Here is a 26,682-nt window from a genome sequence, read left to right on the forward strand (position 1 = left end):
CGACCCCTTACAGCTTCATCAGGCTGGCGTCGTCGACCGAGGCCGAGTGGCGGGAACGGAACAGCGACACGATGATCGCGAGCCCGACCACGACCTCCGCGGCGGCGACGACCATCGTGAAGAAGGCGATGATCTGGCCGTCGAGATTGCCGTGCAGCCGGGAGAAGGCGACGAACGCGAGGTTGCAGGCGTTGAGCATCAGCTCGACGCACATGAACACCACGATCGCGTTGCGCCTGATGAGCACGCCGGTGGCGCCGATCGTGAACAACAGGGCGGCGAGATACAGGTAGTTGACCGGGTTCACTTGGGCCCCTCCCCTGTCTTCGTGCGCTCCAGGCGCTCTTCGGCACGCTGCTCCAGGGCCTTCAGGTCGTTCAGCGCGTCGGTCGACACGTCCCGGATCTGGCCGCGGTCCCGCAGCGTCTTGTTGACCGTCAGCTCGGACGGGGTGCCGTCGGGCAGCAGGCCCGCGATGTCCACCGCGTTGTGCCGGGCGTAGACACCGGGCGCCGGCAGCGGCGGCAGGTGCTTGCCCGCGCGGACGCGCTCCTCGGACATCTCGCGCTGGGTCCTGGCCCGCTCGGTGCGCTCGCGGTGCGTGAGCACCATGGCGCCGATGGTGGCCGTGATGAGCAGCGCGCCGGTGATCTCGAAGGCGAACACGTACTTCGTGAAGATGAGGGAGGCGAGGCCTTCCACGTTGCCGTTCGCGTTGGCCTCGGCGAGGCCGTTGAAGTCCTTGACGGAGGCGTTCCCGATGCCCGCGAAGAGCAGGATGCCGAAGCCGAGGCCGCACATCAGGGCCAGCCAGCGCTGGCCCTTGATGGTCTCCTTCACGGAGTCCGCCGCGGTGACACCGACGAGCATGACCACGAAGAGGAACAGCATCATGATCGCGCCGGTGTAGACGACGATCTGCACGACGCCCAGGAAGTACGCCCCGTTGGCGAGGTAGAACACCGCCAGGATGATCATGGTCCCGGCGAGACAGAGCGCGCTGTGCACGGCCTTCTTCATGAAGACGGTGCACAGGGCGCCGAGCACGGCGACGGTGCCCAGCACCCAGAACTGGAAGGCCTCTCCGGTGGAGGTGGAGTAGGCGGCGAGAGGCATCATGGGCGGATCACCTTCTCCGACGCCGGCTCCTCCGCGCCGAAGGTGGAGGCGGCCTCCTGCGGCACCTCGCCGCGGGAGACGGCCACCTGGCGCTCCGTACCGGGCGCGGCCTCGGTGACCAGTCCCCGGTAGTAGTCCTGTTCGTCCGTGCCGGGGAAGATCGAGTGCGGGCTGTCGACCATCCCCTCCTCCAGTCCGGCGAGCAGCTGCTCCTTGGTGTAGATGAGGTTGGCGCGGCTGCTGTCGGCCAGCTCGAACTCGTTCGTCATCGTCAGCGCGCGCGTGGGGCACGCCTCGATGCACAGGCCGCACAGGATGCAGCGGGCGTAGTTGATCTGGTAGACGCGGCCGTACCGCTCGCCCGGCGAATAGCGTTCCTCGTCGGTGTTGTCCGCGCCCTCCACGTAGATGGCGTCGGCGGGGCAGGCCCAGGCGCACAGCTCGCAGCCGACGCACTTCTCCAGGCCGTCCGGATGGCGGTTGAGCTGGTGCCGGCCGTGGAACCGCGGAGCGGTGGTCTTCGGCTGCTCCGGATACTGCTCGGTCAGCCGCTTCTTGAACATGGCCTTGAACGTCACGCCGAAGCCGGCGACGGGGTTCTGGAAACCGGGTTTGGTCTCCTTCGGCTCCTCAGCCATCGGACCCCTCCTTTCCGTCACGAGTCCCGCCAAGTGATCCGTCACTCGCAGTATCGGACCCACCACTGACAATCAACTCCCGCTCGCGGCGCGAGCGGCGCCGCGGAACCGGCGGCAGTTCCTGGCCGGGCAGCGGCGGCACGGGGAATCCGCCGGCCATCGGGTCGAAGGCGACGGGCTCGGCCTTCGCCTCCTGCTCCTTGGCGCCCCGGTCGCGGAAGATGTCCACCACGAACGAGAGCAGCAGCAGGACGAGGACACCGCCGCCCACGTACAGGGCGATGTCGGCGAAGTCGTAGTTCTCGTTGCGCAGGGTCCGTACGGTCGCGACGAGCATGAGCCAGACCACGGAGACCGGGATCAGGACCTTCCAGCCGAGCTTCATCAGCTGGTCGTAGCGCACCCGCGGGAGGGTGCCGCGCAGCCAGATGAAGAAGAACAGCAGCAGCTGCACCTTCACCGTGAACCAGAGCATCGGCCACCAGCCGTGGTTGGCGCCCTCCCAGAAGGTGCTGACCGGCCAGGGGGCCCGCCAGCCGCCCAGGAAGAGCGTCGCGGTGACGGCCGAGACCGTCACCATGTTCACGTACTCGGCGAGCATGAACATCGCGAACTTGATCGACGAGTACTCGGTGTTGAAGCCGCCGACCAGGTCGCCCTCGGACTCCGGCATGTCGAACGGGGCCCGGTTGGTCTCACCGATCATCGTCACCACGTAGATCACGAAGGAGACCGGCAGCAGCACGATGAACCAGCGGTCGTGCTGCTGCTCGACGATCGTCGACGTCGACATCGAACCGGAGTACAGGAAGACCGAGGCGAACGCGGCGCCCATGGCGATCTCGTACGAGATCATCTGGGCGCACGAGCGCAGACCGCCGAGCAGCGGATACGTCGACCCGGAGGACCATCCCGCGAGCACGATCCCGTAGATGCCCACCGAGGCGACCGCGAGGATGTAGAGCATCGCGATCGGCAGGTCGGTGAGCTGCATCGTGGTGCGTTGGCCGAAGATCGAGATCTCGTTGCCCGCGGGCCCGAAGGGGATCACCGCGATCGCCATGAACGCCGGGATGGCGGCGACGACGGGCGCGAGGACGTAGACCACCTTGTCCGCGCGTTTGACGACGAGGTCTTCCTTGAGCATCAGCTTGATGCCGTCGGCGAGCGACTGGAGCATGCCCCAGGGGCCGTGCCGGTTGGGGCCGATGCGCAGCTGCATCCAGGCGACGACCTTGCGCTCCCACACGATGGAGAAGAGCACGGTGATCATCAGGAAGGCGAAGCAGAAGACCGCCTTGACGACGACCAGCCACCAGGGGTCGCGGCCGAACATCGACAGGTCTTCAGCGGCGAGGTACGGAGTCATGCCTCCACCTCCTTGGGGGCCTCGGCGGCGAGCGTCGCCGGGCCGATGTGGACGAGTGCGCCGGGCAGCGCCCCGGTGTCGGAGGCGACGCCCCCGCCGGTGGAGTTCAGCGGGAGCCAGACCACACGGTCGGGCATCTCGGTGATCCGCAGCGGGAGTTCGACGACTCCGGAGGGTCCGGTGACGGCGAGGAGACCGCCCTCCGCGACGCCCGCCTCCGCGGCCGTCGCGGCCGACACACGCGCGTGTGCGGCGTGCCGGGTCCCGGCGAGCGCCTCGTCGCCCTCCTGGAGGCGGCCCAGGTCGAGCAGCAGCCGGTGGCCCGCGAGCACGGCCTCCCCGGCGGCGGGCCGCGGCAGCAGGGCCGCCGTCTCCAGCGGGTCCGCGGCCCGCGGCCCGTCCCAGGCGCCGAGCCGGTCCAGCTCGGCGCGCGCGGTGCGCAGGTCCGGCAGGCCGAGGTGGACGTCCATGGCGTCGGCCAGCATCTGCAGGACGCGCGCGTCGGTGGGTGCCAGCCGGCGGGTCATCTGGTCGGGCTTGAGCGCCGCCTCGAAGAGCCGGGCCCTGCCCTCCCAGTTGAGGAACGTGCCCGCCTTCTCGGCGACCGCCGCGACCGGCAGGACGACGTCCGCGTGGTCGGTGACCTCGCTCGGGCGCAGTTCGAGCGACACCAGGAAGCGCACCTCGGCGAGTGCCGCACGCGCGCGTACCGGGTCCGGGAGGTCGTTGACCTCGACGCCGGCCACCAGCAGGGCCTGCAGCTCACCGCCGGCCGCGGCGTCGACGATCTGCCCGGTGTCACGGCCGTGGCGGTGCGGGAGTTCGGCGACGCCCCAGGCGGCCGCGACCTCGTCCCGCGCGCGCGGGTCGGTGGCCGGCCGGCCGCCGGGCAGCAGCGACGGCAGCGCGCCCGCCTCGATCGCGCCGCGCTCCCCGGCCCGGCGCGGGATCCACACCAGCCGGGCGCCGGTCGCGGCGGCGGCCCGGACGGCCGCGGTGAGGCCGCCCGCGACGGCGGCGAGCCGCTCGCCGACCGCGATGACCGCGCCCTCGGTGCGCAGCGCCTCGGCGGCCAGTGCGCCGTCGCCCTCCAGGCCGGAGCCGTCGGCGAGCGCGTCGAGCCACTCGGTCTCGGTGCCGGGCGCGGCGGGCAGCAGCGTGCCGCCCGCCTTCTCCAGGCCGCGGGTGGCGTGCGTGGCGAGCGCGAAGGTCCGCTGGCCGTGTCCCCGCCAGGCCTTGCGCAGCCGCAGGAAGACGCCGGGTGCCTCCTCCTCGGACTCGAAGCCCGCGAGCAGGACGGCGGGTGCCTTCTCCAGCGAGGTGTACGTGACACCCGTGCCGTCGAGGTCCCGCCCGCGTCCGGCGACGCGGGCCGCCAGGAAGTCGGCTTCCTCGCTGCTGTGCACGCGCGCGCGGAAGTCGATGTCGTTCGTGCCGAGGGCCACGCGCGCGAACTTGCTGTACGCGTAGGCGTCCTCGACGGTGAGCCGGCCGCCGGTCAGCACGCCGGCCCGGCCCCGGGCGGCCGACAGTCCGCGTGCCGCCGCCTCCAGCGCCTCCGGCCAGGACGCGGGTTCCAGCTCACCGGAGGCGCCGCGCACCAGGGGGGTGCTGATGCGGTCGGGCCGCTGCGCGTACCGGAATGCGAACCGGCCCTTGTCGCAGATCCACTCCTCGTTGACCTCGGGGTCGTCGGCGGCCAGGCGCCGCATGACCTTGCCGCGCCGGTGGTCGGTGCGCGTCGCGCAGCCGCCGGAGCAGTGCTCGCACACGGACGGCGAGGAGATCAGGTCGAAGGGGCGGGAGCGGAAGCGGTAGGCGGCCGATGTCAGCGCGCCCACCGGGCAGATCTGGATCGTGTTCCCGGAGAAGTACGACTCGAAGGGGTCGCCGTCTCCGGTGCCGACCTGCTGGAGCGCGCCCCGCTCGATCAGCTCGATCATCGGGTCGCCCGCGATCTGGTTGGAGAAGCGGGTGCAGCGCGCGCACAGCACGCACCGCTCGCGGTCGAGCAGCACCTGGGTGGAGATCGGGACCGGCTTCTCGTACGTCCGCTTCCTGCCCTCGAAGCGGGACTCGGTCTGTCCGTGGGACATGGCCTGGTTCTGCAGCGGGCACTCGCCGCCCTTGTCGCAGACCGGGCAGTCCAGCGGGTGGTTGATGAGCAGCAGCTCCATCACCCCGTGCTGGGCCTTCTCGGCGACGGGCGAGGTGAGGTGCGTCTTGACGACCATCCCGTCGGTGCAGGTGATCGTGCAGGACGCCATGGGCTTGCGCTGGCCCTCGACCTCGACGATGCACTGGCGGCAGGCGCCGGCCGGGGCGAGGAGGGGGTGGTCGCAGAACCGGGGGATCTCGATGCCGAGCTGTTCGGCGGCCCGGATGACCAGGGTGCCCTTGGGCACGCTGATCTCCACGCCGTCGATCGTCAGGGAGACCAGGTCCTCCGGCGGGATCGCCGCCTCGCCGCCTCCGGAGGGAGCGCTTGTGGTCACTGTCATGCGTTCACCTCCGTGTGCTTGTCCGCCCAGGCGGTCGACTTGGCCGGGTCGAAGGGGCAGCCCCGGCCGGTGATGTGCTGCTCGTACTCCTCGCGGAAGTACTTGAGCGAGGAGAAGATCGGCGAGGCGGCGCCGTCGCCGAGGGCGCAGAAGGACTTGCCGTTGATGTTGTCGGCGATGTCGTTCAGCTTGTCGAGGTCGGACATGGCGCCCTTGCCGGCCTCGATGTCGCGCAGCAACTGCACGAGCCAGTACGTGCCCTCCCGGCACGGGGTGCACTTGCCGCAGGACTCATGGGCGTAGAACTCGGTCCAGCGGGTGACGGCCCTAACGACGCAGGTGGTCTCGTCGAAGCACTGGAGCGCCTTGGTGCCGAGCATGGAGCCCGCGGCGCCGACGCCCTCGTAGTCCAGGGGGACGTCGAGGTGCTCGTCGGTGAACATCGGGGTCGAGGAGCCGCCCGGTGTCCAGAACTTCAGCCGGTGTCCGGGGCGCATCCCGCCGCTCATGTCGAGGAGCTGGCGCAGGGTGATGCCGAGCGGCGCCTCGTACTGGCCGGGGCTCGCGACGTGGCCGCTGAGCGAGTACAGCGTGAAGCCCGGGGACTTCTCGCTGCCCATCGACCGGAACCACTCCTTGCCCTTGTGCAGGATGGCGGGAACCGACGCGATCGACTCGACGTTGTTCACGACGGTGGGGCACGCGTAGAGGCCCGCGACGGCCGGGAAGGGGGGACGCAGTCGCGGCTGGCCGCGGCGGCCTTCGAGCGAGTCGAGCAGCGCGGTCTCCTCACCGCAGATGTACGCGCCCGCGCCCGCGTGGACGGTGAGTTCGAGGTCGAGTCCGCTGCCCAGGATGTTCTCGCCGAGGTACCCGGCGGCGTATGCCTCGCGGACGGCCTCGTGCAGCCGCCGCAGCACGGGGACGACCTCGCCGCGCAGATAGATGAAGGCGTGCGAGGACCGGATCGCGTAGCAGGCGATGACGATGCCCTCGATGAGGCTGTGCGGGTTCGCGTACAGGAGCGGGATGTCCTTGCAGGTCCCCGGCTCCGACTCGTCGGCGTTGACGACCAGGTAGTGCGGCTTGCCGTCTCCCTGGGGGATGAACTGCCACTTCATCCCGGTGGGGAATCCGGCGCCGCCGCGGCCGCGCAGACCGGAGTCCTTGACGTACGCGATGAGGTCGTCCGGGGACATGGCGAACGCCTTGCGCAGCCCCTCGTACCCGTCGTGCCGGCGGTAGACGTCCAGCGTCCAGGACTTCTCCTCGTCCCAGAAGGCCGAGAGCACGGGGGCGAGGAGCTTCTCGGGGCTGCTCCCGCCGCCTGCCTCGGGCTGGGAGGTGCCTCCGTACTGAGTGGACAAGGTCATCACTCCCCCTCCTCGGCGACAGGACCCGCCGGGTGGGCCGGGTCGGAGGCCGACGTGTCCTGCGGCGCGTCGTGCGAGCTGAGGTGTTCGGTCGGCGACGGCTCGTGCGGGGTTCCGTCCTGGGGTCCGCCGGAGCCGCCGGAGCCCCGCGGGTGCACCACGCGGGCGGCGCCGGTCTCGCCCTTGGCCAGCCGCAGGCCGGTCAGCGACGCGGGGCCCGCGCTGCCGCCGGCCTCCACGGCGCCGTCCCGCTCGTCGGGGAAGCCGGCCAGGATCCGGGCGGTGTCCTTGAACGTGCAGAGGGGGGCGCCGCGGGTGGGCTCGACCTGTGCTCCGGTGCGCAGGTCGTCGACGAGGCGCTTGGCGGAGGCGACGGTCTGGTTGTCGAAGAACTCCCAGTTGACCATCACGACCGGGGCGAAGTCGCAGGCCGCGTTGCACTCGATGTGCTCCAGGGTGACCTTGCCGTCGTCGGTGGTCCCGCCGTTGCCGACGCCCAGGTGGTCCTGGAGGGCCTCGAAGATCGCGTCACCGCCCATCACCGCGCACAGGGTGTTGGTGCAGACGCCCACCTGGTAGTCGCCGCTCGGCTTGCGGCGGTACATGGAGTAGAAGGTGGCGACCGCGGTGACCTCGGCGGTGGTCAGGCCGAGCACGTCGGCGCAGAACCGCTGTCCGGTGCGCGTGACGTGGCCCTCCTCCGACTGCACGAGGTGCAGCAGCGGCAGGAGCGCGGACCGGGAGTCCGGGTAGCGGGCGATGATCTCGCGCGCGTCGGTCTCGAGCCGGGCCCGGACGTCGTCCGGATAGTCGGGGGCGGGCAGTTGCGGCATGCCCAGGCTGACGCCCTCGGGAGTGGTGGTCACCGGTCGACGCCTCCCATCACGGGGTCGATGGACGCGACGGCGACGATGACGTCGGCGACCTGGCCGCCCTCGCACATCGCCGCCATGGCCTGGAGGTTGGTGAAGGACGGGTCGCGGTAGTGGACCCGGTAGGGGCGGGTGCCTCCGTCGGACACGGCGTGCACGCCCAGCTCGCCCCTGGGCGACTCGACGGCCGCGTATGTCTGTCCCGGCGGGACGCGGAAGCCCTCGGTCACCAGCTTGAAGTGGTGGATGAGGGCCTCCATGGAGGAGCCCATGATCTTCTTGATGTGGTCGAGCGAGTTGCCGAGACCGTCGGGGCCGAGCGCGAGCTGGGCGGGCCAGGCGATCTTCTTGTCGGCGACCATGACCGGGCCGGGCTGGAGCCGGTCCAGGCACTGCTCGACGATCCGCAGGGACTGGCGCATCTCCTCGAGGCGGATCAGGAACCGCCCGTAGGAGTCGCAGGTGTCGGCGGTCGGGACCTCGAAGTCGTAGGTCTCGTAGCCGCAGTACGGCTGCGCCTTGCGCTGGTCGTGCGGCAGGCCCGCCGAGCGCAGCACCGGGCCGGTGACGCCGAGGGCCATGCAGCCGGCCAGGTCGAGATAGCCGACGTCCTGCATACGGGCCTTGAAGATGGGGTTCCCGGTGGCGAGCTTGTCGTACTCGGGAAGGTTCTTGTGCATCTTCTTCACGAACTCGCGGATCTGGTCCACCGCGCCGGGCGGCAGGTCCTGGGCGAGTCCGCCGGGGCGGATGTACGCGTGGTTCATCCGCAGGCCGGTGATCAGCTCGTAGATGTCGAGGATGAGTTCGCGGTCACGGAAGCCGTAGATCATGATCGTGGTCGCGCCCAGCTCCATGCCGCCGGTGGCGATGCACACCAGGTGGGAGGAGATCCGGTTCAGCTCCATCAGGAGCACCCGGATGACCGAGGCGCGGTCGGGGATCTGGTCCTCGATGCCGAGGAGCTTCTCGACCGCCAGGCAGTACGCCGTCTCGTTGAAGAACGGCGTCAGGTAGTCCATGCGCGTCACGAACGTGGTGCCCTGCGTCCACGTGCGGTACTCGAGGTTCTTCTCGATGCCGGTGTGCAGGTAGCCGATGCCGCAGCGGGCCTCGGTGACCGTCTCGCCGTCGATCTCCAGGATGAGCCGGAGCACGCCGTGCGTGGAGGGGTGCTGCGGCCCCATGTTGACGATGATGCGCTCGTCGTCGGACTTGGCCGCGGCCCGGGCGATCTCGTCCCAGTCCCCGCCGGTGACCGTGTAGACGGTCCCCTCGGTGGTTTCGCGGGGGGAGGCGGCTGATGCCCCGGAAGGGGTCTGCGTGCTCACGAGTACGACCTCCGCTGGTCCGGAGCCGGGATCTGGGCGCCCTTGTACTCGACGGGGATGCCGCCGAGGGGATAGTCCTTGCGCTGCGGGAAGCCCGGCCAGTCGTCCGGCATCATGATCCGCGTCAGCGCCGGGTGACCGTCGAAGACCAGCCCGAAGAAGTCGTACGTCTCGCGCTCGTGCCAGTCGTTCGTCGGGTAGACGGAGACCAGCGAGGGGACGTGCGGATCGGCGTCCGGGGCGCTGACTTCGAGGCGGATCAGCCGGTTGTGGGTGATCGAGCGCAGGTGGTAGACGACGTGCAGCTCGCGGCCCCTGTCCTCGGGGTAGTGCACGCCGGAGACGCCGGTGCACAGCTCGAAGCGCAGGGCCGGGTCGTCGCGCAGGGTCCGGGCCACGCGCACCAGGTGCTCGCGCTCGATGTGGAAGGTCAGCTCACCCCGGTCGACGACCGTCCTGCCGATCGCGTTCTCGGGGACGAGTCCCTGTTCCTCCAGGGCGCCCTCCAGCTCGTCTGCGACCTCGTCGAACCAGCCACCGTAGGGGCGGGAGGCCGGGCCGGGCAGCCGGATCGAGCGGACCAGCCCGCCGTAGCCGGAGGTGTCGCCCCCGTTGTTCGCGCCGAACATGCCGCGCTGGACGCGGATCTCCTCGCCCTGGTCGCCGCGCTGGCCGGGCAGGTTGGACGCACCGAGGTCCTTCTCCGGGTTCACGCCGTTGCCGGCGCCGTTCGCGTCGCTCACCTCAGCAGGCCCTTCATCTCGATGGTGGGAAGCGCCTTCAGTGCCGCTTCCTCCGCCTCGCGGGCCGCCTCCTCGGCGTTCACGCCGAGCTTGGAGGTCTGGATCTTCTGGTGGAGCTTGAGAATCGCGTCCATCAGCATCTCGGGCCGCGGCGGGCAGCCGGGCAGATAGATGTCGACCGGGACGATGTGGTCGACGCCCTGCACGATGGCGTAGTTGTTGAACATGCCGCCCGACGAGGCGCAGACCCCCATGGAGATCACCCACTTCGGGTTGGGCATCTGGTCGTAGACCTGCCGCAGCACCGGCGCCATCTTCTGGCTGACCCGTCCGGCGACGATCATCAGGTCGGCCTGGCGCGGTGATCCGCGGAAGACCTCCATGCCGAAGCGGGCCAGGTCGTAGCGGCCCGCGCCGGTCGTCATCATCTCGATGGCGCAGCAGGCGAGTCCGAACGTGGCCGGGAAGACGGACGACTTGCGCACCCAGCCGGCGGCCTGCTCGACGGTGGTCAGCAGGAAGCCGCTCGGCAGCTTTTCTTCGAGTCCCATGGCTTAAGGCCCCTCAGTCCCATTCCAAGCCGCCGCGCCGCCATACGTACGCGTACGCGACAAAGACGGTGAGCACGAAGAGCAGCATCTCCACGAGCCCGAAAACACCCAGGGCGTCGAAGGTGACGGCCCAGGGGTAGAGGAAGACGATCTCGATGTCGAAGACGATGAAGAGCATCGCCGTCAGGTAGTACTTGATGGGGAAGCGCCCGCCGCCGGCCGGCGTGGGGGTCGGCTCGATGCCGCACTCGTATGCCTCGAGCTTGGCGCGGTTGTACCGCTTCGGACCGATCAGCGTGGCCATGACCACGGAGAAGATCGCAAAGCCTGCCCCGAGGGCTCCCAGTACGAGGATGGGCGCATACGCGTTCACCGCTCCTCGCTCCTCTCAGTCGGCACTGACTGCTGGCGGTTGCGTCGGGCGAGCCTCCCGCCCCACCTGTCCCACGAACCCCGTGCGTCCCCGACGAAGATCGCGTACATGTGAAGCAGGTCACAAGCCCAACTGCCCCGCATCTTATGCCTGCCGGTCTGTGATCTGCGACACGGGGGTCACCAAGTACTTTGTGATCTCCACCACCAGGCGAAGGATCATGAAGTCGGATGAGCGGTGATCTTCGTACGCGAAGCAGTCGAGCGATCACCAAGAGGTGACATTTTCACTCGTCACCGCTGGTCGGAGCGTTGGCGCATTATCAAGCCACGGGCGCGGCGGGCAAATTGGCGCTGGACCAGATCCCTTGATAGAGGGGCCCGTTCACACATCAGGGGGACCGGGGCGGACGGATGTGGACACGTGCACCCGTTCACGAGCCGGAGGCCGTCGCGACTCCCGCGCGGGACGCGCTCGCCGGGGCCGCCGTTCCGTGACGTGCGCCACACCGGAGGAGGCTCCGGAAAAGCGGGGCTTGGCCACTGGCCTCAACCAGTGGTAGGCGCGGGGCAATTCGGGCGTAATTCGGATAACCCATGATCACAGCCGTGATCAACTTCGCCCGCAATGCCCGTTACGGCGCCAATAGGCGGCGACGCGCCCGAGATTCGAGCTCCCATTGAACAACTGTGGCGCACCACACGTTTCTTGAAGGTATGGAGGAGCCCCTGGTACCGGTTGTACCCATGTCCCACACCGCTCACATACGCAGCCACCGGAAGCCCCGCCGCAACGCGTCGAGTCTCGCGATGCGCGCCGGAGTTGCCGGTGGCGTTCTCAGCACCCTGGCCGTGGCCGGGGCGTCGGGTGCGGCGCAGGCCGCCGAGCCCGTGACGCAGACCCTCGAACTGCCGACCCTGACGGCCGATCTGGCCACCCAGGTCGCGCAGTCCGCGGACGCCACCCAGCAGGCCGCGGCGAACTACGAGCTGCAGGCGGAGCGCGACGCGGCCGCAGCCAAGGCGGCCAAGCAGGCCAAGGCCGACCTGGCCGAGGCCAAGAAGAAGGCGGAGGCCAAGAAGAAGGCGGAGGCCGAGCGCAAGGCCGCCGCCACCCAGGCCGCCTCGCGGTCGGCCCAGCGCACCACCCTCGCGGCGCCCGCGACCGCGGACGCCCCCGTTCCGGCGGCCAGTGGCAGTGTCGGCACGGTCATCGCCTTCCTCAAGGCGCAGGTCGGCGACGCCTACGTCATGGGCGGCACCGGCCCCAACGCCTGGGACTGCTCCGGGCTCGTCCAGGCCGCGTTCAAGCAGGTCGGCGTCGACCTGCCGCGCGTCTCGGAGGCCCAGTCGACCGCCGGTACGCCCGTCCCGCTCTCCAGCGTGCAGGTGGGGGACATCCTGTACTGGGGTTCGGCCGGCTCGGCGTACCACGTCGGTGTGTACATCGGCAACGGCCAGTACCTGGACGCCGCCAACCCCTCCAAGGGCGTGGTGATCCAGGATCTTTCGGGCTACCCGGCCACCGGAGCGGTGCGGGTGCTGTAACCCGAGGACGCGTGCGTCGAGGGCCACCTTCCGGGCGGGAAGGTGGCCCTCGCGCGCGTCCGCCCCGCCCGGCACAGCCGCCCCATGGGTCTCAGACGACCCTCAGCGGGCCCTCAGCCGCTCCCGGAGCCGACGAAGGGGACGGCTGCCCTCCCGGGCGTACACCGTCCCCTGGGCCCTGCGGGCGGCCCGCGCCCGCGGCCGCCCCGGCTCAGCCCTCCGTCACGCCTTCGGCGCGACCTTCGACAGGCCGTTGATGATCCGGTCCATCGCGTCGCCGCCCGTGGGGTCGGTGAGGTTGGCCAGCATCTTGAGCGTGAACTTCATCAGCATCGGGTGGCTGAGGCCGCGCTGGGTCGCGATCTTCATGACCTTCGGGTTGCCGATGAGCTTCACGAAGGCGCGGCCGAGGGTGTAGTAGCCGCCGTAGGTGTCCTTCAGGACGCGCGGGTAGCGCTGGAGCGCCAGTTCGCGCTGGGCCGGGGTCGACCGCGCGTGCGCCTGGACGATGACGTCGGCGGCGATCTGGCCGGACTCCATGGCGTAGGCGATGCCCTCGCCGTTGAACGGGTTCACCAGGCCGCCCGCGTCACCGACGAGCAGCAGGCCCTTGGTGTAGTGGGGCTGGCGGTTGAAGGCCATGGGGAGGGCGGCGCCGCGGATCGGGCCGGTCATGTTCTCCGGGGTGTAGCCCCAGTCCTCCGGCATCGAGGCGCACCACGCCTTCAGGACCTCGCGCCAGTCCAGCTCCTTGAAGGAGTCGGAGGTGTTCAGGACGCCGAGGCCCACGTTGGAGGTGCCGTCGCCCATGCCGAAGATCCAGCCGTAGCCCGGCAGCAGGCGGTCCTCGGCGCCCCGGCGGTCCCACAGCTCCAGCCAGGACTCCAGGTAGTCGTCCTCGTGCCGGGGGCTGGTGAAGTACGTACGGACGGCGACGCCCATCGGGCGGTCCTCGCGGCGGTGCAGGCCCATCGCGAGGGACAGCCGGGTGGAGTTGCCGTCGGCCGCGACGACCAGCGGTGCGTGGAAGGTGACCTCGCGCTTCTCCTCGCCGAGCCTGGCGTGCACGCCCGTGATGCGGCCCGTGCGGTCGTCGAGGACCGGGGCGCCGACGTTGCAGCGCTCGTACAGCCGCGCTCCCGCCTTCTGCGCCTGCCGGGCCAGCTGCTCGTCGAAGTCGTCCCGCTTGCGGACGAGTCCGTAGTCGGGGAAGGAGGCGAGATCCGGCCAGTCGAGCTGGAGCCGGACCCCGCCGCCGATGATGCGCAGGCCCTTGTTCCGCAGCCAGCCGGCCTCTTCCGAGATGTCGATGCCCATCGACACGAGCTGCTTGGTGGCACGCGGGGTCAGACCGTCGCCGCACACCTTCTCCCGCGGGAACGCGGTCTTCTCGAGCAGCAGGACGTCGAGTCCGGCCTTCGCCAGGTGGTACGCGGTCGCGGAACCGGCTGGCCCGGCCCCGACGACGATGACATCGGCGGTGTTTTCGGAGAGGGGCTCGGTCACGGCGGGTTCTCCCCAAGGTTCGGAATCTGCGTGCTGACGGGCATGGGACATGGGCAGTCTATGCAGCGGTACCGATCACCCGGATGAAGGGCTGCCCCCCGTGAACCGAGCTCTCCCCGCAGTGCAGCTGCGCGTGCCCACCGACGAGGACGCCTTCGCCTGGCACCGGATCTTCGCCGACCCGGAGGTGATGGAGTTCCACGGAGGCGCAGCGGCCGAACTGTCGGTGTACGAGGAGCTCACCGCGCGCCAGCGCCGGCACGACGCCGAACACGGCTTCTGTCTGTGGACGGTGACCGGCGCCGACGGCGAGGTGCTCGGCTTCACCGGCGCCCAGCCGTGGCCGCACCCGTGGGGACCGGCGGGGGAGATCGAGATCGGCTGGCGCCTCGGCCGGCGGCACTGGGGGCAGGGGTACGTCACCGCCGCGGCGCGCACCACGCTCGACCGGCTGCGCGCGGCGGGCGTACCGGGCGTGGTCGCCCTGGTCCACGCCCGCAACGAGCGGTCCATCGCGGTGACCGGACGCCTGGGCATGCGTCTCGCCGAGCGGTTCACGACCCCGCAATCGCGGCAGGAGGGCCACTGCTACCGGCTGGCCCTGTGACGGACACCGTGCGGTGACCGCCACCGCGCGGTGCGCGAACGGGACGGACCGGGCGTCCCGTTCGCGGCGCTCAGGCGAGTTCCCAGGACTCCAGGGCGACCCGGAAGGTCTCCGCGAGGTCGCCCTCCCACAGCTCGTCGTGGCCGACGATCATGATCGCGTACTCGGTGCCGTCGTCGGCGACGTAGCCCTGGTCCTTCGCGTGGACCGTCCGGCCGGACTCGTCCGTGTACGTGTACTCCCAGACCGCGCCCGCGCGCCCCTGGAAGGTGTTCCGCTCCAGCTTGATCCGGTGGTAGCCGGTGTCCTTCCGCTTCGCCGTCTTCTCCAGGGTCACGAAGTTGTCGTACGAGGTGTAGCCGGCGTTCGCGATCACGCCGACCTGGAGGTGCTCGAGGCCGGTCGATCCCGCGTACGTCACCTGCGTGCCGTTCTTGACGCCCTCGCGCGCCCACACGTCCGGGACGGCGAAGGAGAAGCCCATCGGGTCGGCCAGCCGGTGGTAGCCGTCGGGGAGTCCGGAGGCCGCCGCGGCCCCTTCCGTGGGTTCGCCGGACGGCTCCGGGTCGTCGGTGACTCCCGGGGACGGATTCCGGCCGTCGGCCGTCGGTGAGGATGCGGGCGTGGGCGTCGCCCTGGTCCGCGCCTTGTTCGACGATCCGTCCGACTCCATGTCCTGCCAGACCAGCACGCCGGCCGCGGCCCCGCCCCCGACGGCGAACGCGGCCACGAGCGTGACCACCCAGACGATTGCCCGGCTCCGGGGCTTCGCGGTGACGGCCGGGGCGGCGGGGCCGTACGCGGGAGCGAGGGCGGGGGCGTACGGCGGTGCGGGGACGGGGGTGGAGTCCGGAGGGGCGGCGGGAGCGTGCGCGGGGGCGGCCGGTGCCTCGTGTCCGAGCCGCACGGTGTGGGAGTCGCCGGCGGCGGAGACGTGCGGCCGGGGAGCCGGATGTCCGGCGGGGGTGTTCGGCATCGGCGGGACCGGCGGTGCGATCACCGCCGTCCGCGCCCCGGCCATCTGGAGGAGATACGGCGCGAGGAAGGCCGCGGCGAAGATCCACACCAGCCCGAGGAGCAGCGCGTCCGGGACGCTCACCCCGATGCCGAAGCTGCCGGTGAGGGCGTCCCCGGAGCCGGAGCCGAACCCGTGGCCGGACCCGTCGGACGGGCCGCCCGCCACCTCGAAGCGAAAGCCGCCGATCCCGGCCAGCAGCAGGAACAGCCCGGAGAAGATCCCCGCAGCCAGCAGCTGCTCGCGCCGGTCGGCCGAGCGCCGTGCGGCCGGCAGCCCGAGGGTGAGCGCGCAGACCAGGCCGAGGGCCAGCGCACCCACGACCGCCCAGGAGTTGGCGGCGTCGCCGAGTTCGGAGAGGCCGAAGGCCTGGTGCTCGTACCCGCCGCCGTAGGGCGTGCTTCCGCGGGCCTCCACCTCGACGGGTGCGCCCCAGGACAGGCCGAGGGCCAGCACCGCCAGGTTGGGCAGCAGGAGCAGCACGATCAGGAAGGGCGACACACCGGAAGCGTCCAGGTCGGAGGTGTCACCGCGATCGTCGCCCAGCGCGTAGAGGACGAGGACGACGAGGGAGCAGAGCACCAGGACGACGGCGAGCGCGCGCAGCGCGGTGCCCGTCGCCCGTACGCACGCCCGCGCGCCCGGCCGGGCGGCGAGCCACTGGCTCAGGCCGTCGCGGTGCAGCACCCCGCAGGCGACGGCGAGGCCGAGCAGCAGTGCGCCGAGCGCGGCGAGCCAGGGCGAGGCCGAGATCTCGACCTCGCCCGCGACGGTCGGCTGCGCGAACAGCCCCGTCACGAACACGGCGCCGGTCATCAGCAGCGCGACCCGCACGGCCGCTTCGAGGCCCGCGGTCGTGCCGTGCGGTGCCCGCGGGGCGGACCGGGTGCGCAGCATCCGTACGCCGGCGTAGCACGCGGCGATCCACAGCGCGGTGACGGTCAGCGGGATCAGCGACAGCTGTCCGCCGCCGCCGAACTCGGAGGCGAAGCCGCCGCCGTCCCCCCCCCCCCGAACACCGAGCCGGACGCCTCCTTCACCTCGAAGCCGCCGCCGAGCGCCTGGAGCAGCACGGCCAGGGCGATCCGCATCCGGTCGGCGAAGCCGACGACCACCTCGTCGTCCTGCCCGTAGGACGGGATCGCGAGCGCCACGGCCGTGACCAGCAGCAGTCCGACCGGCCAGAGCGCGGCCTTCGCGGCCCCGGCCCAGTCGCCCCGGAAGGTGCGGCCGAGGAAGGCGCCGAAGGGGGACGGCCCGGCGGGCACGGGCGCGTGGACGGGCGGGGGCGGCGGCCCCGGCGGCAGGGCTCCCGGCGGCGGAGTGCCGGGCGCGGTCACCGCCGCCGGGGCGGGCGGAGCGGGCGGCGGCTGCGGGGGCCTCCCCGGCAGGGCCGGCGGCCCCGGTGCGGCGCCGGGGGCGGCCGGGCCCTGCGGAGCCGAGGCCGGTGCTGGCGGGGCCTCGGCGGAGGGCGCCGGGACCCGTTCCCGGCCGCACGTCATGCAGAAGCGCGCCTCGTCGGGGGCGGGGGCTCCGCAGTGCGGGCAGTACGACGCCATGGGAACGCTCCGTCAGTGAGAGAACTCGTGCCGTGACCGGACGAAGTCAGGCGTAAGGAACGGACACGAGTTTCCCATTGACCGGTTCCGGACAACGCCCCCTTCGTACGGGTGAATTGGCGCGCTGCCGGCCGGCCGGGCGTGTTCAGCCCTGCTTGCGGCCCCGGTGCAGCGCCACGACGCCGCCGGTCAGGTTCCGCCAGGCGACCTTCGACCAGCCCGCCTTCTGCAGGCGTTCGGCGAGGGCGGGCTGGTCGGGCCAGGCGCGGATGGACTCGGCGAGATAGACGTACGCGTCGGGGTTGGAGGACACCGAGCGGGCGACCGGCGGCAGCGCCCGCATCAGGTACTCGGTGTACACCGTCCGGAAGGGCGCCCAGGTGGGGTGCGAGAACTCGCAGATCACGACCCGGCCGCCGGGCTTGGTGACCCGGTACAGCTCGCTCAGTGCCGCGTCCGTGTCCTGCACGTTGCGCAGCCCGAAGGAGATCGTCACCGCGTCGAAGGTGTCGTCCTTGAAGGGCAGCTTCGTCGCGTCGCCCGCCGTCAGCGGCAGCCAGGGATTGCGCCGCTTGCCGACCTGGAGCATGCCGAGCGAGAAGTCGCAGGGCACCACGTAGGCGCCGGTGCGGGCGAAGGGGAGGGAGGAGGTGGCGGTGCCTGCGGCCAGGTCCAGGATCTTCTGGGCGGGCCGGGCGTCGACCGCCTTCGCGACCTCCTTGCGCCAGAGCCGGGCCTGGCCGAGTGACAGCACGTCGTTCGTCAGGTCGTACCGTTCCGCCACGTCGTCGAACATCGAGGCGACTTCGTGCGGCTGCTTGTCCAGGGATGCGCGGGTCACGGTCCCATTGTGGCAGTACGGGCCGGGCGCGTGCCGGGCGCCCGGCCCCGTACACCGGCGGAGGGGCCGCCGCTCAGGGCAGCAGCTTCGGTTTCTTCTTCGCCGCCACGTCCTCCACCCACCCCGCGAGCGGGAGCGCGATCCAGATCAGCACCCAGCCGACGGCGAACAGGAACCACTGGCTCTCCAGCGGCAGATACGCCTCGAAGGCGGGCACCTTCCAGAACTGGTCGATCAGCGGGACCGCCAGCACCAGCGCGATCTCGTGCCAGAGATAGATCGTCACCGCCCGCCCGTTGAAGACCGTCACGATCCGGTCGAGCCGCTTGAACCGGGCGAGCCGGGCGAAGTCGACGCCGTAGTACGCCTTGAAGTACATCAGCAGGGTCACGAACCCGGCCGACCAGAAGGCCTGGGCGAGCGGGATGTCGTCGAGGTCGTACGTACCGGTCTCCGCCCGGTGCGCGAGGGCGTACCAGCCGCCGTACGCGAGGGCTGCCAGCGACAGCAGGACCACCGCTGCCGGTTTCAGCCGCTGGAGGACGCCCTCGCGGTGCGCGAAGCCGGCCAGCCAGCAGAACAGGTAGGTGGCGAGGTCCGTCAGCGCGGAGCCGAACCGGTCGTCCGGCGGCTGCCAGGCGTACTGGAACACGACGATCGGCGCGAGGGACAGGAGCAGCACCGCGACGGGCGCCGTGCGGAAGATCCGCAGCAGCACCGGCGACAGGAGGACGAACCAGAGGTACGTGCGCAGGTACCAGAGGATCTCCCAGGCCTGCTGCCCCCAGGCGTTGCCCGGCGGGTCGCCGAGGGGCACCACCCAGAACACGATCTGCCAGCCCGGCATCCAGCCGTGGACGAGCATCGCCACCACGACGAACGCGCCCCAGAACCAGAACGGCGGCAGCAGCCGGCGCACCCGGCTCCTGACGACCTGGAGCGCGGGCCGTTCCAGGGACTTGGCCATCAGGGTGCCGGCGAGCGCGAACATCACGCCCATGGACGGGAACACCATGCCCGCCCAGGCCCAGCCGAAGGTGTGGTACGTCACGACGCGGACCAGCGCGACGGCGCGCAGTGTGTCGAAGTACCGGTCCCGGCCGCCGGCCGCCGGTCCGGACGCCCGGGTTTCCGCGGGCGGGGCCGCGACCGGGCCGGGCTCCGGCGGCGCGGTGGCCGGCCCGGGCGCCGGCTCCCCGGGAGCGGGATGCCCCGAGTACCCCGGCTCCTGCGGGTACTCCCAAGGCCCCTGCCCGTACGCATCCGGCGGCAGGGGCTGCGCGTACACATCCGGCGGCACAGCGTGCGCGTACGCATCCGGCGGTGCGGGCTGCGCGTGCGGCTCGGGCGACGCGTACTGATCCGGTGGTGCGGGCTGCGCGTACGGCTCGGGCGACGCGTACGGCCCGGGCTGCGGGTACCCGTGGTCGTACCCGTGGCCCTGCTGCTCCGGGCCCCGGCTCATCGGCCCGCTCCCGTCGGGGTGCCGACCTCACCGGTGCGCTTGAGCTTCTGCCAGCGGAGGCGGCCGCCGGTGAGGGCGGTGACACAGGAGTGGATCAGGACCAGATACATCATCTGGCGGTACGCGAGCTGCTGGAGGGGCAGCATCGCGAGGTAGCGGTACTTCTCCCGGTCCAGCCGGAACGCGTACGCCGCGCAGACGAGTTGGACGGCGAGGACGGCCAGCCAGGCGAGCAGCGCCGCCCAGAAGTCCACGAAGAGCATCGAGTAGACGGTGAACACGTCGATGAGCGGGGCGAAGACCGGCGTGAAGACCTGGAAGAGCACGACCAGCGGCATGCCCACGCGGCCGAAGCGGCCCGAAGGCCCCTTGTCCGTGAGGGACTTGCGGTGCTTCCACAGCGCCTGCATGGTGCCGTAGCTCCAGCGGTAGCGCTGGCTCCACAGCTGCTTGAGCGAGCCGGGCGCCTCCGTCCACGCCCTGGCGTGCTCCTGGTAGACGACCCGCCAGCCCGCCCGGTGCATCGCGATGGTGATGTCGGTGTCCTCGGCGAGCGTGTCCTCGCTCATGCCACCGACCTCGAGCACCGCGTCCCGGCGGAACGCGCCGATCGCGCCCGGGATGGTGGGCATGCAGCGCAGCAGGTCGTACATGCGGCGGTCGAGGTTGAAGCCCATCACGTACTCGATGTGCTGCCAGGCGCCGATCAGGGTGTCGCGGTTGCCGACCTTGGCGTTGCCGGCGACGGCGCCGATCTCCGGGTCGGCGAACGGCTGCACGAGCTGGTGCACGGCGTCCGGCTCGAAGACGGTGTCGCCGTCCATCATCACGACGATGTCGTGACGGGCGTTGCGCACACCGTTGTTGAGCGCGGCCGGCTTGCCCGCGTTCTCCTGCCGGATGACGCGGACGTTCGGCATGCCGAGCGACTCGGCGATCTCGGAGGTGTTGTCCGTCGAGCCGTCGTCGACGACGACGATCTCGACCGGATGGGTGCTTCTCGCCAGTGATTTCAGGGTGTTGGCGATGCACTCCTTCTCGTTGTAGGCGGGCACGATCACGGTCACCGGCCGGGTGACCGCAGGACCCCAGCTGAACTTCCCGCCCCTGCCGCGCTTCCTGTTGCGCTGCCGGTGATGGCGGCGGGCGAGGACGAGCATCAGGCCGAAACGGCCGAGGACGGCGACGCCCACGACGGCCAGGAACCAGGCGAGGCCGGGCACCACCCACTCGGCCACCGCGACCGCCGCGACGAGGGCCCTGCCCTCGTAGAGCACGGCGCCGGAGGCCGTGCGGTGGGCCGCCTGTTCCGCGTTCGCGGCGGCCGCTCCGCCCGCGCCCGGGTTCTGCTGCCCCTGCGGAGCGCCGGACGGCTGCGGTCCGGTCCCGGCCGCGCCGGTCTGCCCGGTGTCCTTCTGCGCGTTCTGCCGGGCGAGTTCGGCCCGGGCGCCGCTGACCGTGGTGAAGGTGTAGCCCTTCGCCTTCATCTTCTTGATGTACGTGTCCAGCGCCTCGACCGTCTGCGCGCGGTCGCCGCCCGCGTCGTGCATGAGGACGACGGCGCCCTTGTTCTTCTTCGGCGTCGCCCACTGGACGATCTTCGAGACGCCCGGCTTCTTCCAGTCGTCGCTGTCGGTGTCGACGAAGACGCTGGTGTAGCCCAGGCCGCCGACCTCCTTGTAGACGGGCCAGCTGTAGTTGTCGACGGCGTTGATCTCCGAGGAGTACGGGGCGCGGAACAGGGTCGTGGTGATCCCGGCCGCGCCCGCCAGCGCGAGCTGCGTCTGCTGGAGCTCGCGCCGGAGCCGGGCGGTGCTCTGGTAGGAGAGGTCGACGTGGGTGAAGGTGTGGATGCCGACCTCGTTGCCCTGGTCGACGAGGTCGTTCACGACACCCGGGTAGCGGGTGACCATCGAGCCGACCACGAAGAACGTGCCCTCGACGTCGTTGTCCTGGAGCACCTTCATGATCTCGGGCGTCCAGGTCGGGGTCGGGCCGTCGTCGAAGGTGAGCGCGATGGTCTTCTCCGGCATCGACCGGGTCGTCGCCCTGCCGCCGTCGAAGGTGAGCAGGGGTCCGCCGTCGAGGATCTTCTGGGGGACCTTGTCGTAGGCCGCGCCGTCGCGCACCCGTGCGTCGTTGCCGATCTCGGAGCGCAGATAGCCGTCGAGCAGCATCACGCTGATGAGGCCCAGCAGGATCAGCAGGGCGAGGATCACGCGGGGTTTCTGGAGGGCCGCGGCCTTTCCGGCCGCCCGCTCCATCCTGGTGGGGGCGCGTCGGCGACCGCGCGAGGACGTCGTCGTAGTCATGAGGGTGGGTGTGTTCCGTCAGTTGGCGCCGGTGGAGGCGGACACGGTGGGGGACGGGGACGCGCCGGTGGCGGTGGGCGTCGCCCCGCCGGGCAGCGCGGGCGGGGTGCCGAGGCCGCCCTCGGGGCTGGCGCCGCCAGGGCCGGAGTTCTGGGTGCCGGCCGGGCCGCCGCCGAAGGGCAGCAGCGAGGACGGGGTCAGCGAGGTGCCCCAGCCCATGAAGGCCATGCCGAGCACGACCGCGTACCCGAGACAGACGACACCGACGAGCATGCCGAGCCGGCGCAGCAGGCGTGCTCTGCGCCCGGAGCTGTCGACGAACACGGGGCCCTCGGCGGGCCCGTCGCCGCTCCTGCGGCGGCGGGCACGCGAGGAAGTGCGGTTTTCGATGGCGGACTCGGATTGCATTCCCCGGACATTAGAACTTCTTTATGTGCCGAGAACTCGGTTTCTCATGTGAGGACCCCATGAGAACGCGCCGACCCTGTCCTTTCCCTGAGAGAACGCCGGCCCGCCCGTCGCGGAAACCGCAACTACGTATGCGCCATTCGTCCCGACTTCCTGACCGATTGACCCGATTCGCGAACCGCAGGGCCGTCGTGTCTGTGGATCCGCTGTATTCAGGATTCACGGTCCGGTGTGCCACATTCCTTCCGCGGGAACTCAATTCTGTTTCCCTTCCGAGACGGACATCACGAGAGCGGGTGCACGGGTAATGCGGAGTTTCCTGAAGCGGGGTGCCGGACTCGTCTGCCTGGCTGCGCTGGCCTGCGCCGGCTGTTCCTCGGGCGGGGACGGCACGTCGGACGCGCCGCCGGGAGCCGGTACGCCGACGGTCTCCTCCACCGCGCGGGCACGGACGTCGGGCACCGCCTACGAGCCGTACGTCAGCGCCACGACCGCCGCGGCCGGCCTGGACACCGCCGGCTCGCCGTCGACGTACAACCTGGCGTTCGTGATCTCCGACGGCAGCGACTGCACGCCGAAGTGGAACGGGACGCACGCCCTCGGCGACTCGGCGGTGAAGTCCCGCATCTCCGCCCTCACGGACACCGGTGCGGCGGTCCGCGTCTCCTTCGGCGGCGCCTCCGGCAAGGAGCTGGCGGCCACCTGCGACAGCGCCGCCGAACTGGCCGACGCCTACGGCGCCGCGCTGGACGCGGCCGGGACCACCCGGGCCGACTTCGACATCGAGGGCGACGAGCTGACGGACTCCGCCTCGGTCGCCCTGCGCTCCGAGGCCATCGCGCTGCTCCAGAGGGAACGCACCGGCCTGGAGGTCTCCTTCACCCTGCCGGTGATGCCCTCCGGCCTGGACGCCGACGGGCTGGCACTCCTGGAGTCCGCGAACGACCACGCCGTGAAGGTCTCCACCGTCAACATCATGACGATGAACTACGGCAGTTCGTACACCGGTGACATGGGCGACTACGCCAGGACGTCGGCCGAGGCCGCGCACGACCAGCTGGCGGACGTCTTCGGTCTCTCGTCGAAGGCGGCCTGGCAGGGACTCGCGCTCACCTCGATGATCGGCGTCAACGACGTCGACAACGAGACGTTCACCCTCGCCGACGCGGCCGAGGTCCGCTCGTTCGCCGAGAAGAAGGGCGTCGCGTGGGTGTCCATGTGGTCCACCTTCCGCGACCAGAGCTGCGAGGACGGCGGCTCGGCGTCCGGCGACGCGGCCACCGACTGCAGTGGCGTGAAACAGAGTCCGGGCGCCTTCGCCGAGGCCTTCACCGGCTGAGCGGGCGGTGCGGGCGGTGCGGGCCTGGCGGTGCCGCCGGCGGCACCGCTCAGCGGCGCCGGTGGACCAGGCGGCCCGCGCAGACGGTGGCCACGCAGACGCCGTCCGGGGTGAACACGGCCAGGTCGGCCCGTCCGGTCTCGCGGACGGTGCCGGGCCGCGCGTGCGGGAGCACGACGACGTCGTTGCGGGCCGCGGCGGCCCGCAGGTCCGCGCTGTCGGCGTACTCCACGAGGACCGCGGTGCCGCCCGACTTCAGCACCGCGTGGATCCGCTCACGGGGCGAGGGCGCCTCGGGCAGCGGACCCTCGTGCACGAGCGCGGGCCCGAGCACCCCGGGCCACCGCCGCACCCGCGCCCCCGGGAAGCGCTCCAGGAGCTCCCCGAGCGGACCCGCCCCGGCGACGCGGTCGCCCTCGACGGCGACCGCGCCGTCCCGCACGGGCTCCGCGTCCGGACCGGTGCGCAGCTCGTCCGCGGCGTGGATCGTCAGCACCGGCGCGTCAGTTGGAGGCGAGCAGCTTCAGCTCGGGGTGAGCCGTGCCGCCCTCGATCGCGGTGGACGAGATGTGCGAGACGACGCGCTCGTCGACGGGGTCGTCCGCCGGGTCGTCGTGCACCACGATGTGCTCGTACGTCGTCGTCCGCTGCGCCGGGACGCGGTCCGCCTTGCGGATCAGGTCGATGATCTCCATGCGGTTGGAGCGGTGCCTGGCACCCGCGGAGGAGACCACGTTCTCCTCCAGCATGATCGAGCCGAGGTCGTCGGCGCCGTAGTGCAGCGACAGCTGGCCGACCTCCTTGCCGGTGGTGAGCCAGGAGCCCTGGATGTGCGCGACGTTGTCGAGGAACAGCCGGGCGATGGCGATCATCCGCAGGTACTCGAAGAGCGTGGCCTGCGTCTGGCCCTTCAGGTGGTTGTTCTCGGGCTGGTAGGTGTACGGGATGAACGCGCGGAAGCCGCCGGTGCGGTCCTGCACGTCACGGATCATCCGCAGGTGCTCGATGCGCTCGGCGTTCGTCTCGCCCGTGCCCATGAGCATGGTGGAGGTGGACTCGACGCCCAGGTTGTGGGCTGCCTCCATGATCTCCAGCCAGCGCTCGCCGCTCTCCTTCAGCGGGGCGATGGCCTTGCGCGGGCGCGCCGGGAGCAGCTCCGCGCCGGCGCCCGCGAAGGAGTCCAGGCCGGCGGCGTGGATGCGCTGGATGGCCTCCTCCACCGGCACCTTGGAGATGCGGGCCATGTGCTCGACCTCGGAGGCGCCGAGGGAGTGGATGACCAGCTGCGGGAACGCCTGCTTGATCGCGCCGAAGTGCTTCTCGTAGTACTCGACGCCGTAGTCCGGGTGGTGCCCGCCCTGGAACATGATCTGCGTGCCGCCGAGCTCGACCGTCTCCGCGCAGCGGCGCAGGATGTCGTCGAGGTCGCGCGTCCAGCCCTTGGCGGTGTCCTTGGGGGCCGCGTAGAACGCGCAGAACCTGCACGCCGTGACGCACACGTTCGTGTAGTTGATGTTGCGTTCGATGATGTACGTCGCGATGTGCTCGGTGCCCGCGTACCGGCGGCGGCGCACCGCGTCGGCGGCGGCGCCCAGCGCGTGCAGCGGGGCGTCGCGGTAGAGGTCGAGTGCCTCTTCGGGGGTGATCCGCCCACCCTCGGCGGCACGGTCGAGGACGGACTGGAGGTCGGCCTTCTCGGTCACCGGGTGTGTCCCTTTCGTAAGGGTGTGGACAGACCCGACCACCCTACGCCAGCCCCCTCGGGAGCCCGACGTCAGGCCGCGTACGCCCCGATCAGCAGGCCCACGAAGGCTCCCGCGATCAGGAACGGGCCGAAGGGCATCGACGTCCTGCGTCCGGCGCGCCGCACGACCACGAGCGCCAGCCCGTACAGCCCCCCGAACAGGAACCCGGCGAACGTCCCGAGGAACAGCACGCTCCACCCGTACCAGCCGAGCACAGCGCCGAGTCCCAGCGCGAGCTTCACGTCCCCGAACCCCATGCCCTGGGGGCTGATGAGGAAGAGCACGAAGTACGCGCCGCCGAGCACGAGCGAGCCGGACAGCGCGGTCGGCCAGTCGCCCGCGTGTCCGGGGGCCAGGGCGGCCCCGCCGAGCAGGGCGAGCGCGGCGCCCGCGAGCGGCAGGGTGAGCGCGTCGGGCAGCCGCTGCACGCGGAAGTCCACGACGGCCAGCAGCACGGCGAGCGGGGCGAGGAGCAGCCAGACGACCAGTTCCGGCCGGATCCCGGTGGCCGGCGCGAGAGCGGCGCAGACGAGGGCGGTGACGAGGCAGACGGCGGGGGTGCCGGGCCCGTACCGGTCGCCTTCCGGGCAGCGCGCCCGGCCGATCCAGCCGCCCGCGGCACCGGTGATCGCGTGTCCGGCGGGGCAGCGGTCCCGCCGGGGCTCGTCCGGGTCGACGGCGAGACGGTAGGCGGCCCGCGGCACCAGCAGCCCGGCGGCCGCACCCCACCCGGCGGCGACGGCGGTCAGCACCCCCACGTCGAGATCCACGCACACACCCTACGCAGGCGGGCCGCCCGGCGGCAGTGAGAAGGTGTTCACCTACGTGGGGCGGCAGTTGACACGGTGAGGGGGCGGCCGGCGTGAGCGGATCGGCCAGGCCGAAGCGGCGCAGGGCGGCGGCGCCGGGGCTGCGGTACCGCCATTCCCCCGGGCGCGGGACCCGGGCGCCGGTACGCACGAGCCGGCGGGACACGGCCTTCGGCTGTCTCGTCGTGGCGGCCGTCGCAGCGGCGCTGATCGCCTTCGCCCTCGCGGTGTCCTCGTGGGGGCGGGCGGTCTGGGGCGGCGCCGCTCCCGGCTGGCCCGGCGGCGGCTACGGATTCGCGGTCACCGTCGGTGCGGCGCTGCCCTGGGCGGCGGCTGCCGCGGTCGCGCCGCTGACGCGCGTGAACTGGCGCCGCGACAAGGCCCGTTCGCTGGCCCGGGTCTCGGCATCCCTGCCCGGCGCGGCGGGGACGGTACTGCTGCTGCTCGTCGTCTTCGGGTCGCTGACACCCAAGAGACGTCACCGCTACGGCAGTTGCGGCACCGAGGGCGGCCCCTGCTGGGTCCAGGCGCAGTATCCGTACGTCTGGGCCGTGGGCCTGGCCGCGACGCTCGCCGGCGCGGCCCTGCTCGTCGCCGTACTCGTCCGGTACCTCCCGCGGAGGAACCCCGGCGGCTCCCCGTCGTCACCTGCCTGACCC

Annotated in this window: 25 protein-coding genes; 4 read left to right on the top strand and 21 right to left on the bottom strand. The window is 71.3% G+C overall.

The features are described 5' to 3' along the window. Window positions 1-7 precede the first annotated feature (7 nt). From nuoK to AC069T_RS01875, 11 genes are read right to left on the bottom strand one after another with little or no spacing between them, the layout of a single operon-like run. Entirely contained in the window at window positions 8-307 is a 300-nt protein-coding gene (nuoK, locus tag AC069T_RS01825) for an NADH-quinone oxidoreductase subunit NuoK (protein WP_006133113.1), read from the bottom strand. After that, a complete protein-coding gene (locus tag AC069T_RS01830) occupies window positions 304-1,119 on the bottom strand; it encodes an NADH-quinone oxidoreductase subunit J (RefSeq protein ID WP_476753521.1) in 816 nt (271 codons plus the stop codon). The genes nuoK and AC069T_RS01830 overlap by 4 nt, the downstream gene beginning before the upstream one ends. Then, window positions 1,116-1,757: an NADH-quinone oxidoreductase subunit NuoI gene (nuoI, locus tag AC069T_RS01835; protein ID WP_478780802.1), complete on the bottom strand. Its 642-nt coding sequence runs from the start codon at window positions 1,755-1,757 to the stop codon at window positions 1,116-1,118. Before nuoI ends, AC069T_RS01830 begins: the two co-directional genes overlap by 4 nt. Then, window positions 1,750-3,126 carry an NADH-quinone oxidoreductase subunit NuoH gene (gene nuoH, locus AC069T_RS01840; RefSeq protein ID WP_478780803.1) on the bottom strand — a complete coding sequence of 459 codons (1,377 nt, stop codon included), beginning with the start codon at window positions 3,124-3,126 and terminating at the stop codon, window positions 1,750-1,752. The genes nuoI and nuoH overlap by 8 nt, the downstream gene beginning before the upstream one ends. Then, window positions 3,123-5,627: an NADH-quinone oxidoreductase subunit G gene (locus tag AC069T_RS01845; RefSeq protein WP_478780804.1), complete on the bottom strand. Its 2,505-nt coding sequence runs from the start codon at window positions 5,625-5,627 to the stop codon at window positions 3,123-3,125. Before AC069T_RS01845 ends, nuoH begins: the two co-directional genes overlap by 4 nt. Beyond that, a complete protein-coding gene (gene nuoF, locus AC069T_RS01850) occupies window positions 5,624-7,000 on the bottom strand; it encodes an NADH-quinone oxidoreductase subunit NuoF (protein ID WP_478780805.1) in 1,377 nt (458 codons plus the stop codon). The genes AC069T_RS01845 and nuoF overlap by 4 nt, the downstream gene beginning before the upstream one ends. Continuing rightward, the gene (gene nuoE / locus AC069T_RS01855) at window positions 7,000-7,833 is read right to left on the bottom strand and encodes an NADH-quinone oxidoreductase subunit NuoE (protein WP_478780842.1); all 834 of its coding nucleotides are present in this window, start codon (window positions 7,831-7,833) and stop codon (window positions 7,000-7,002) included. The genes nuoF and nuoE overlap by 1 nt, the downstream gene beginning before the upstream one ends. 29 nt (window positions 7,834-7,862) lie before the next feature. Further along, entirely contained in the window at window positions 7,863-9,203 is a 1,341-nt protein-coding gene (locus AC069T_RS01860; RefSeq protein ID WP_388788050.1) for an NADH-quinone oxidoreductase subunit D, read from the bottom strand. After that, a complete protein-coding gene (locus tag AC069T_RS01865) occupies window positions 9,200-9,946 on the bottom strand; it encodes an NADH-quinone oxidoreductase subunit C (protein WP_478780806.1) in 747 nt (248 codons plus the stop codon). The genes AC069T_RS01860 and AC069T_RS01865 overlap by 4 nt, the downstream gene beginning before the upstream one ends. Continuing rightward, window positions 9,943-10,497 carry a NuoB/complex I 20 kDa subunit family protein gene (locus tag AC069T_RS01870; protein ID WP_010041554.1) on the bottom strand — a complete coding sequence of 185 codons (555 nt, stop codon included), beginning with the start codon at window positions 10,495-10,497 and terminating at the stop codon, window positions 9,943-9,945. The genes AC069T_RS01865 and AC069T_RS01870 overlap by 4 nt, the downstream gene beginning before the upstream one ends. A gap of 13 nt (window positions 10,498-10,510) precedes the next feature. Then, window positions 10,511-10,870, bottom strand: a complete 360-nt coding sequence (locus tag AC069T_RS01875) for an NADH-quinone oxidoreductase subunit A (protein ID WP_007383963.1) — start codon at window positions 10,868-10,870, stop codon at window positions 10,511-10,513. 716 nt (window positions 10,871-11,586) lie between these two features. Here AC069T_RS01875 and AC069T_RS01880 point away from each other — a divergent pair. Next, on the top strand, window positions 11,587-12,417 hold the full coding sequence (locus AC069T_RS01880) for a C40 family peptidase (RefSeq protein ID WP_478780807.1): 831 nt from the start codon (window positions 11,587-11,589) through the stop codon (window positions 12,415-12,417). 222 nt (window positions 12,418-12,639) lie between these two features. Here the strand turns inward: AC069T_RS01880 and AC069T_RS01885 are convergent, their stop codons facing one another. Further along, window positions 12,640-13,974 (bottom strand): geranylgeranyl reductase family protein, encoded by a 1,335-nt coding sequence (locus tag AC069T_RS01885; protein WP_476753528.1) that lies wholly within the window; start codon window positions 13,972-13,974, stop codon window positions 12,640-12,642. Between the two features lie 49 nt (window positions 13,975-14,023). Here AC069T_RS01885 and AC069T_RS01890 point away from each other — a divergent pair, with 49 nt between their 5' ends. After that, complete coding sequence (locus AC069T_RS01890; protein ID WP_478780808.1) at window positions 14,024-14,530, top strand: GNAT family N-acetyltransferase; 507 nt, start codon at window positions 14,024-14,026, stop codon at window positions 14,528-14,530. 70 nt (window positions 14,531-14,600) lie between these two features. Here AC069T_RS01890 and AC069T_RS01895 read toward each other — a convergent pair whose 3' ends face one another. From AC069T_RS01895 to AC069T_RS01920, 6 genes are all read right to left on the bottom strand, one after another. After that, on the bottom strand, window positions 14,601-16,505 hold the full coding sequence (locus tag AC069T_RS01895; RefSeq protein ID WP_478780843.1) for a hypothetical protein: 1,905 nt from the start codon (window positions 16,503-16,505) through the stop codon (window positions 14,601-14,603). After that, on the bottom strand, window positions 16,496-17,104 hold the full coding sequence (locus tag AC069T_RS01900) for a zinc ribbon domain-containing protein (protein ID WP_478780809.1): 609 nt from the start codon (window positions 17,102-17,104) through the stop codon (window positions 16,496-16,498). Before AC069T_RS01900 ends, AC069T_RS01895 begins: the two co-directional genes overlap by 10 nt. 145 nt (window positions 17,105-17,249) lie before the next feature. After that, a complete protein-coding gene (locus AC069T_RS01905; RefSeq protein ID WP_358850971.1) occupies window positions 17,250-17,945 on the bottom strand; it encodes a demethylmenaquinone methyltransferase in 696 nt (231 codons plus the stop codon). A gap of 73 nt (window positions 17,946-18,018) precedes the next feature. Next, window positions 18,019-19,410, bottom strand: coding sequence for an acyltransferase family protein (locus AC069T_RS01910; protein ID WP_478780810.1), 1,392 nt, complete (start codon window positions 19,408-19,410; stop codon window positions 18,019-18,021). Next, on the bottom strand, window positions 19,407-21,722 hold the full coding sequence (locus AC069T_RS01915; RefSeq protein WP_478780811.1) for a bifunctional polysaccharide deacetylase/glycosyltransferase family 2 protein: 2,316 nt from the start codon (window positions 21,720-21,722) through the stop codon (window positions 19,407-19,409). The genes AC069T_RS01910 and AC069T_RS01915 overlap by 4 nt, the downstream gene beginning before the upstream one ends. 18 nt (window positions 21,723-21,740) lie before the next feature. Next, window positions 21,741-22,130 carry a hypothetical protein gene (locus AC069T_RS01920; protein ID WP_478780812.1) on the bottom strand — a complete coding sequence of 130 codons (390 nt, stop codon included), beginning with the start codon at window positions 22,128-22,130 and terminating at the stop codon, window positions 21,741-21,743. 307 nt (window positions 22,131-22,437) lie between these two features. On the opposite strand from AC069T_RS01920, the gene AC069T_RS01925 reads away from it, so the two are divergent. Next, the gene (locus AC069T_RS01925; protein WP_478780813.1) at window positions 22,438-23,469 is read left to right on the top strand and encodes a chitinase; all 1,032 of its coding nucleotides are present in this window, start codon (window positions 22,438-22,440) and stop codon (window positions 23,467-23,469) included. Window positions 23,470-23,518: 49 nt separating this feature from the next. On the opposite strand, the gene AC069T_RS01930 is transcribed toward AC069T_RS01925, so the two are convergent. The 3 genes from AC069T_RS01930 to AC069T_RS01940 form a co-directional block, all read right to left on the bottom strand. Continuing rightward, window positions 23,519-23,965, bottom strand: a complete 447-nt coding sequence (locus AC069T_RS01930) for an imidazolonepropionase-like domain-containing protein (protein ID WP_478780814.1) — start codon at window positions 23,963-23,965, stop codon at window positions 23,519-23,521. A gap of 7 nt (window positions 23,966-23,972) precedes the next feature. Next, window positions 23,973-25,172, bottom strand: a complete 1,200-nt coding sequence (mqnC, locus tag AC069T_RS01935) for a cyclic dehypoxanthinyl futalosine synthase (protein ID WP_478780815.1) — start codon at window positions 25,170-25,172, stop codon at window positions 23,973-23,975. Between the two features lie 71 nt (window positions 25,173-25,243). Further along, window positions 25,244-25,984, bottom strand: coding sequence for a prepilin peptidase (locus AC069T_RS01940; protein WP_478780816.1), 741 nt, complete (start codon window positions 25,982-25,984; stop codon window positions 25,244-25,246). Between the two features lie 224 nt (window positions 25,985-26,208). On the opposite strand from AC069T_RS01940, the gene AC069T_RS01945 reads away from it, so the two are divergent. After that, the gene (locus tag AC069T_RS01945; RefSeq protein WP_478780817.1) at window positions 26,209-26,679 is read left to right on the top strand and encodes a hypothetical protein; all 471 of its coding nucleotides are present in this window, start codon (window positions 26,209-26,211) and stop codon (window positions 26,677-26,679) included. Window positions 26,680-26,682: the final 3 nt, after the last annotated feature.

The organism is Streptomyces sp. NPDC043867 (assembly GCF_056435845.1).

Excerpts from the sequence above, each read along its gene's own strand:
- AC069T_RS01830 (WP_476753521.1), bottom strand. The coding sequence starts at position 1,119 with ATGATGCCTCTCGCCGCCTACTCCACCTCCACCGGAGAGGCCTTCCAG.
- nuoI (WP_478780802.1), bottom strand. The coding sequence starts at position 1,757 with ATGGCTGAGGAGCCGAAGGAGACCAAACCCGGTTTCCAGAACCCCGTC.
- nuoH (WP_478780803.1), bottom strand. The coding sequence starts at position 3,126 with ATGACTCCGTACCTCGCCGCTGAAGACCTGTCGATGTTCGGCCGCGAC.
- AC069T_RS01845 (WP_478780804.1), bottom strand. The coding sequence starts at position 5,627 with ATGACAGTGACCACAAGCGCTCCCTCCGGAGGCGGCGAGGCGGCGATC.
- nuoF (WP_478780805.1), bottom strand. The coding sequence starts at position 7,000 with ATGACCTTGTCCACTCAGTACGGAGGCACCTCCCAGCCCGAGGCAGGC.
- nuoE (WP_478780842.1), bottom strand. The coding sequence starts at position 7,833 with ATGCCGCAACTGCCCGCCCCCGACTATCCGGACGACGTCCGGGCCCGG.
- AC069T_RS01870 (WP_010041554.1), bottom strand. The coding sequence starts at position 10,497 with ATGGGACTCGAAGAAAAGCTGCCGAGCGGCTTCCTGCTGACCACCGTC.
- AC069T_RS01880 (WP_478780807.1), top strand. The coding sequence starts at position 11,587 with ATGGAGGAGCCCCTGGTACCGGTTGTACCCATGTCCCACACCGCTCAC.
- AC069T_RS01885 (WP_476753528.1), bottom strand. The coding sequence starts at position 13,974 with ATGTCCCATGCCCGTCAGCACGCAGATTCCGAACCTTGGGGAGAACCC.
- AC069T_RS01900 (WP_478780809.1), bottom strand. The coding sequence starts at position 17,104 with ATGGCGTCGTACTGCCCGCACTGCGGAGCCCCCGCCCCCGACGAGGCG.
- AC069T_RS01910 (WP_478780810.1), bottom strand. The coding sequence starts at position 19,410 with ATGAGCCGGGGCCCGGAGCAGCAGGGCCACGGGTACGACCACGGGTAC.
- AC069T_RS01915 (WP_478780811.1), bottom strand. The coding sequence starts at position 21,722 with ATGACTACGACGACGTCCTCGCGCGGTCGCCGACGCGCCCCCACCAGG.
- AC069T_RS01920 (WP_478780812.1), bottom strand. The coding sequence starts at position 22,130 with ATGCAATCCGAGTCCGCCATCGAAAACCGCACTTCCTCGCGTGCCCGC.
- AC069T_RS01925 (WP_478780813.1), top strand. The coding sequence starts at position 22,438 with ATGCGGAGTTTCCTGAAGCGGGGTGCCGGACTCGTCTGCCTGGCTGCG.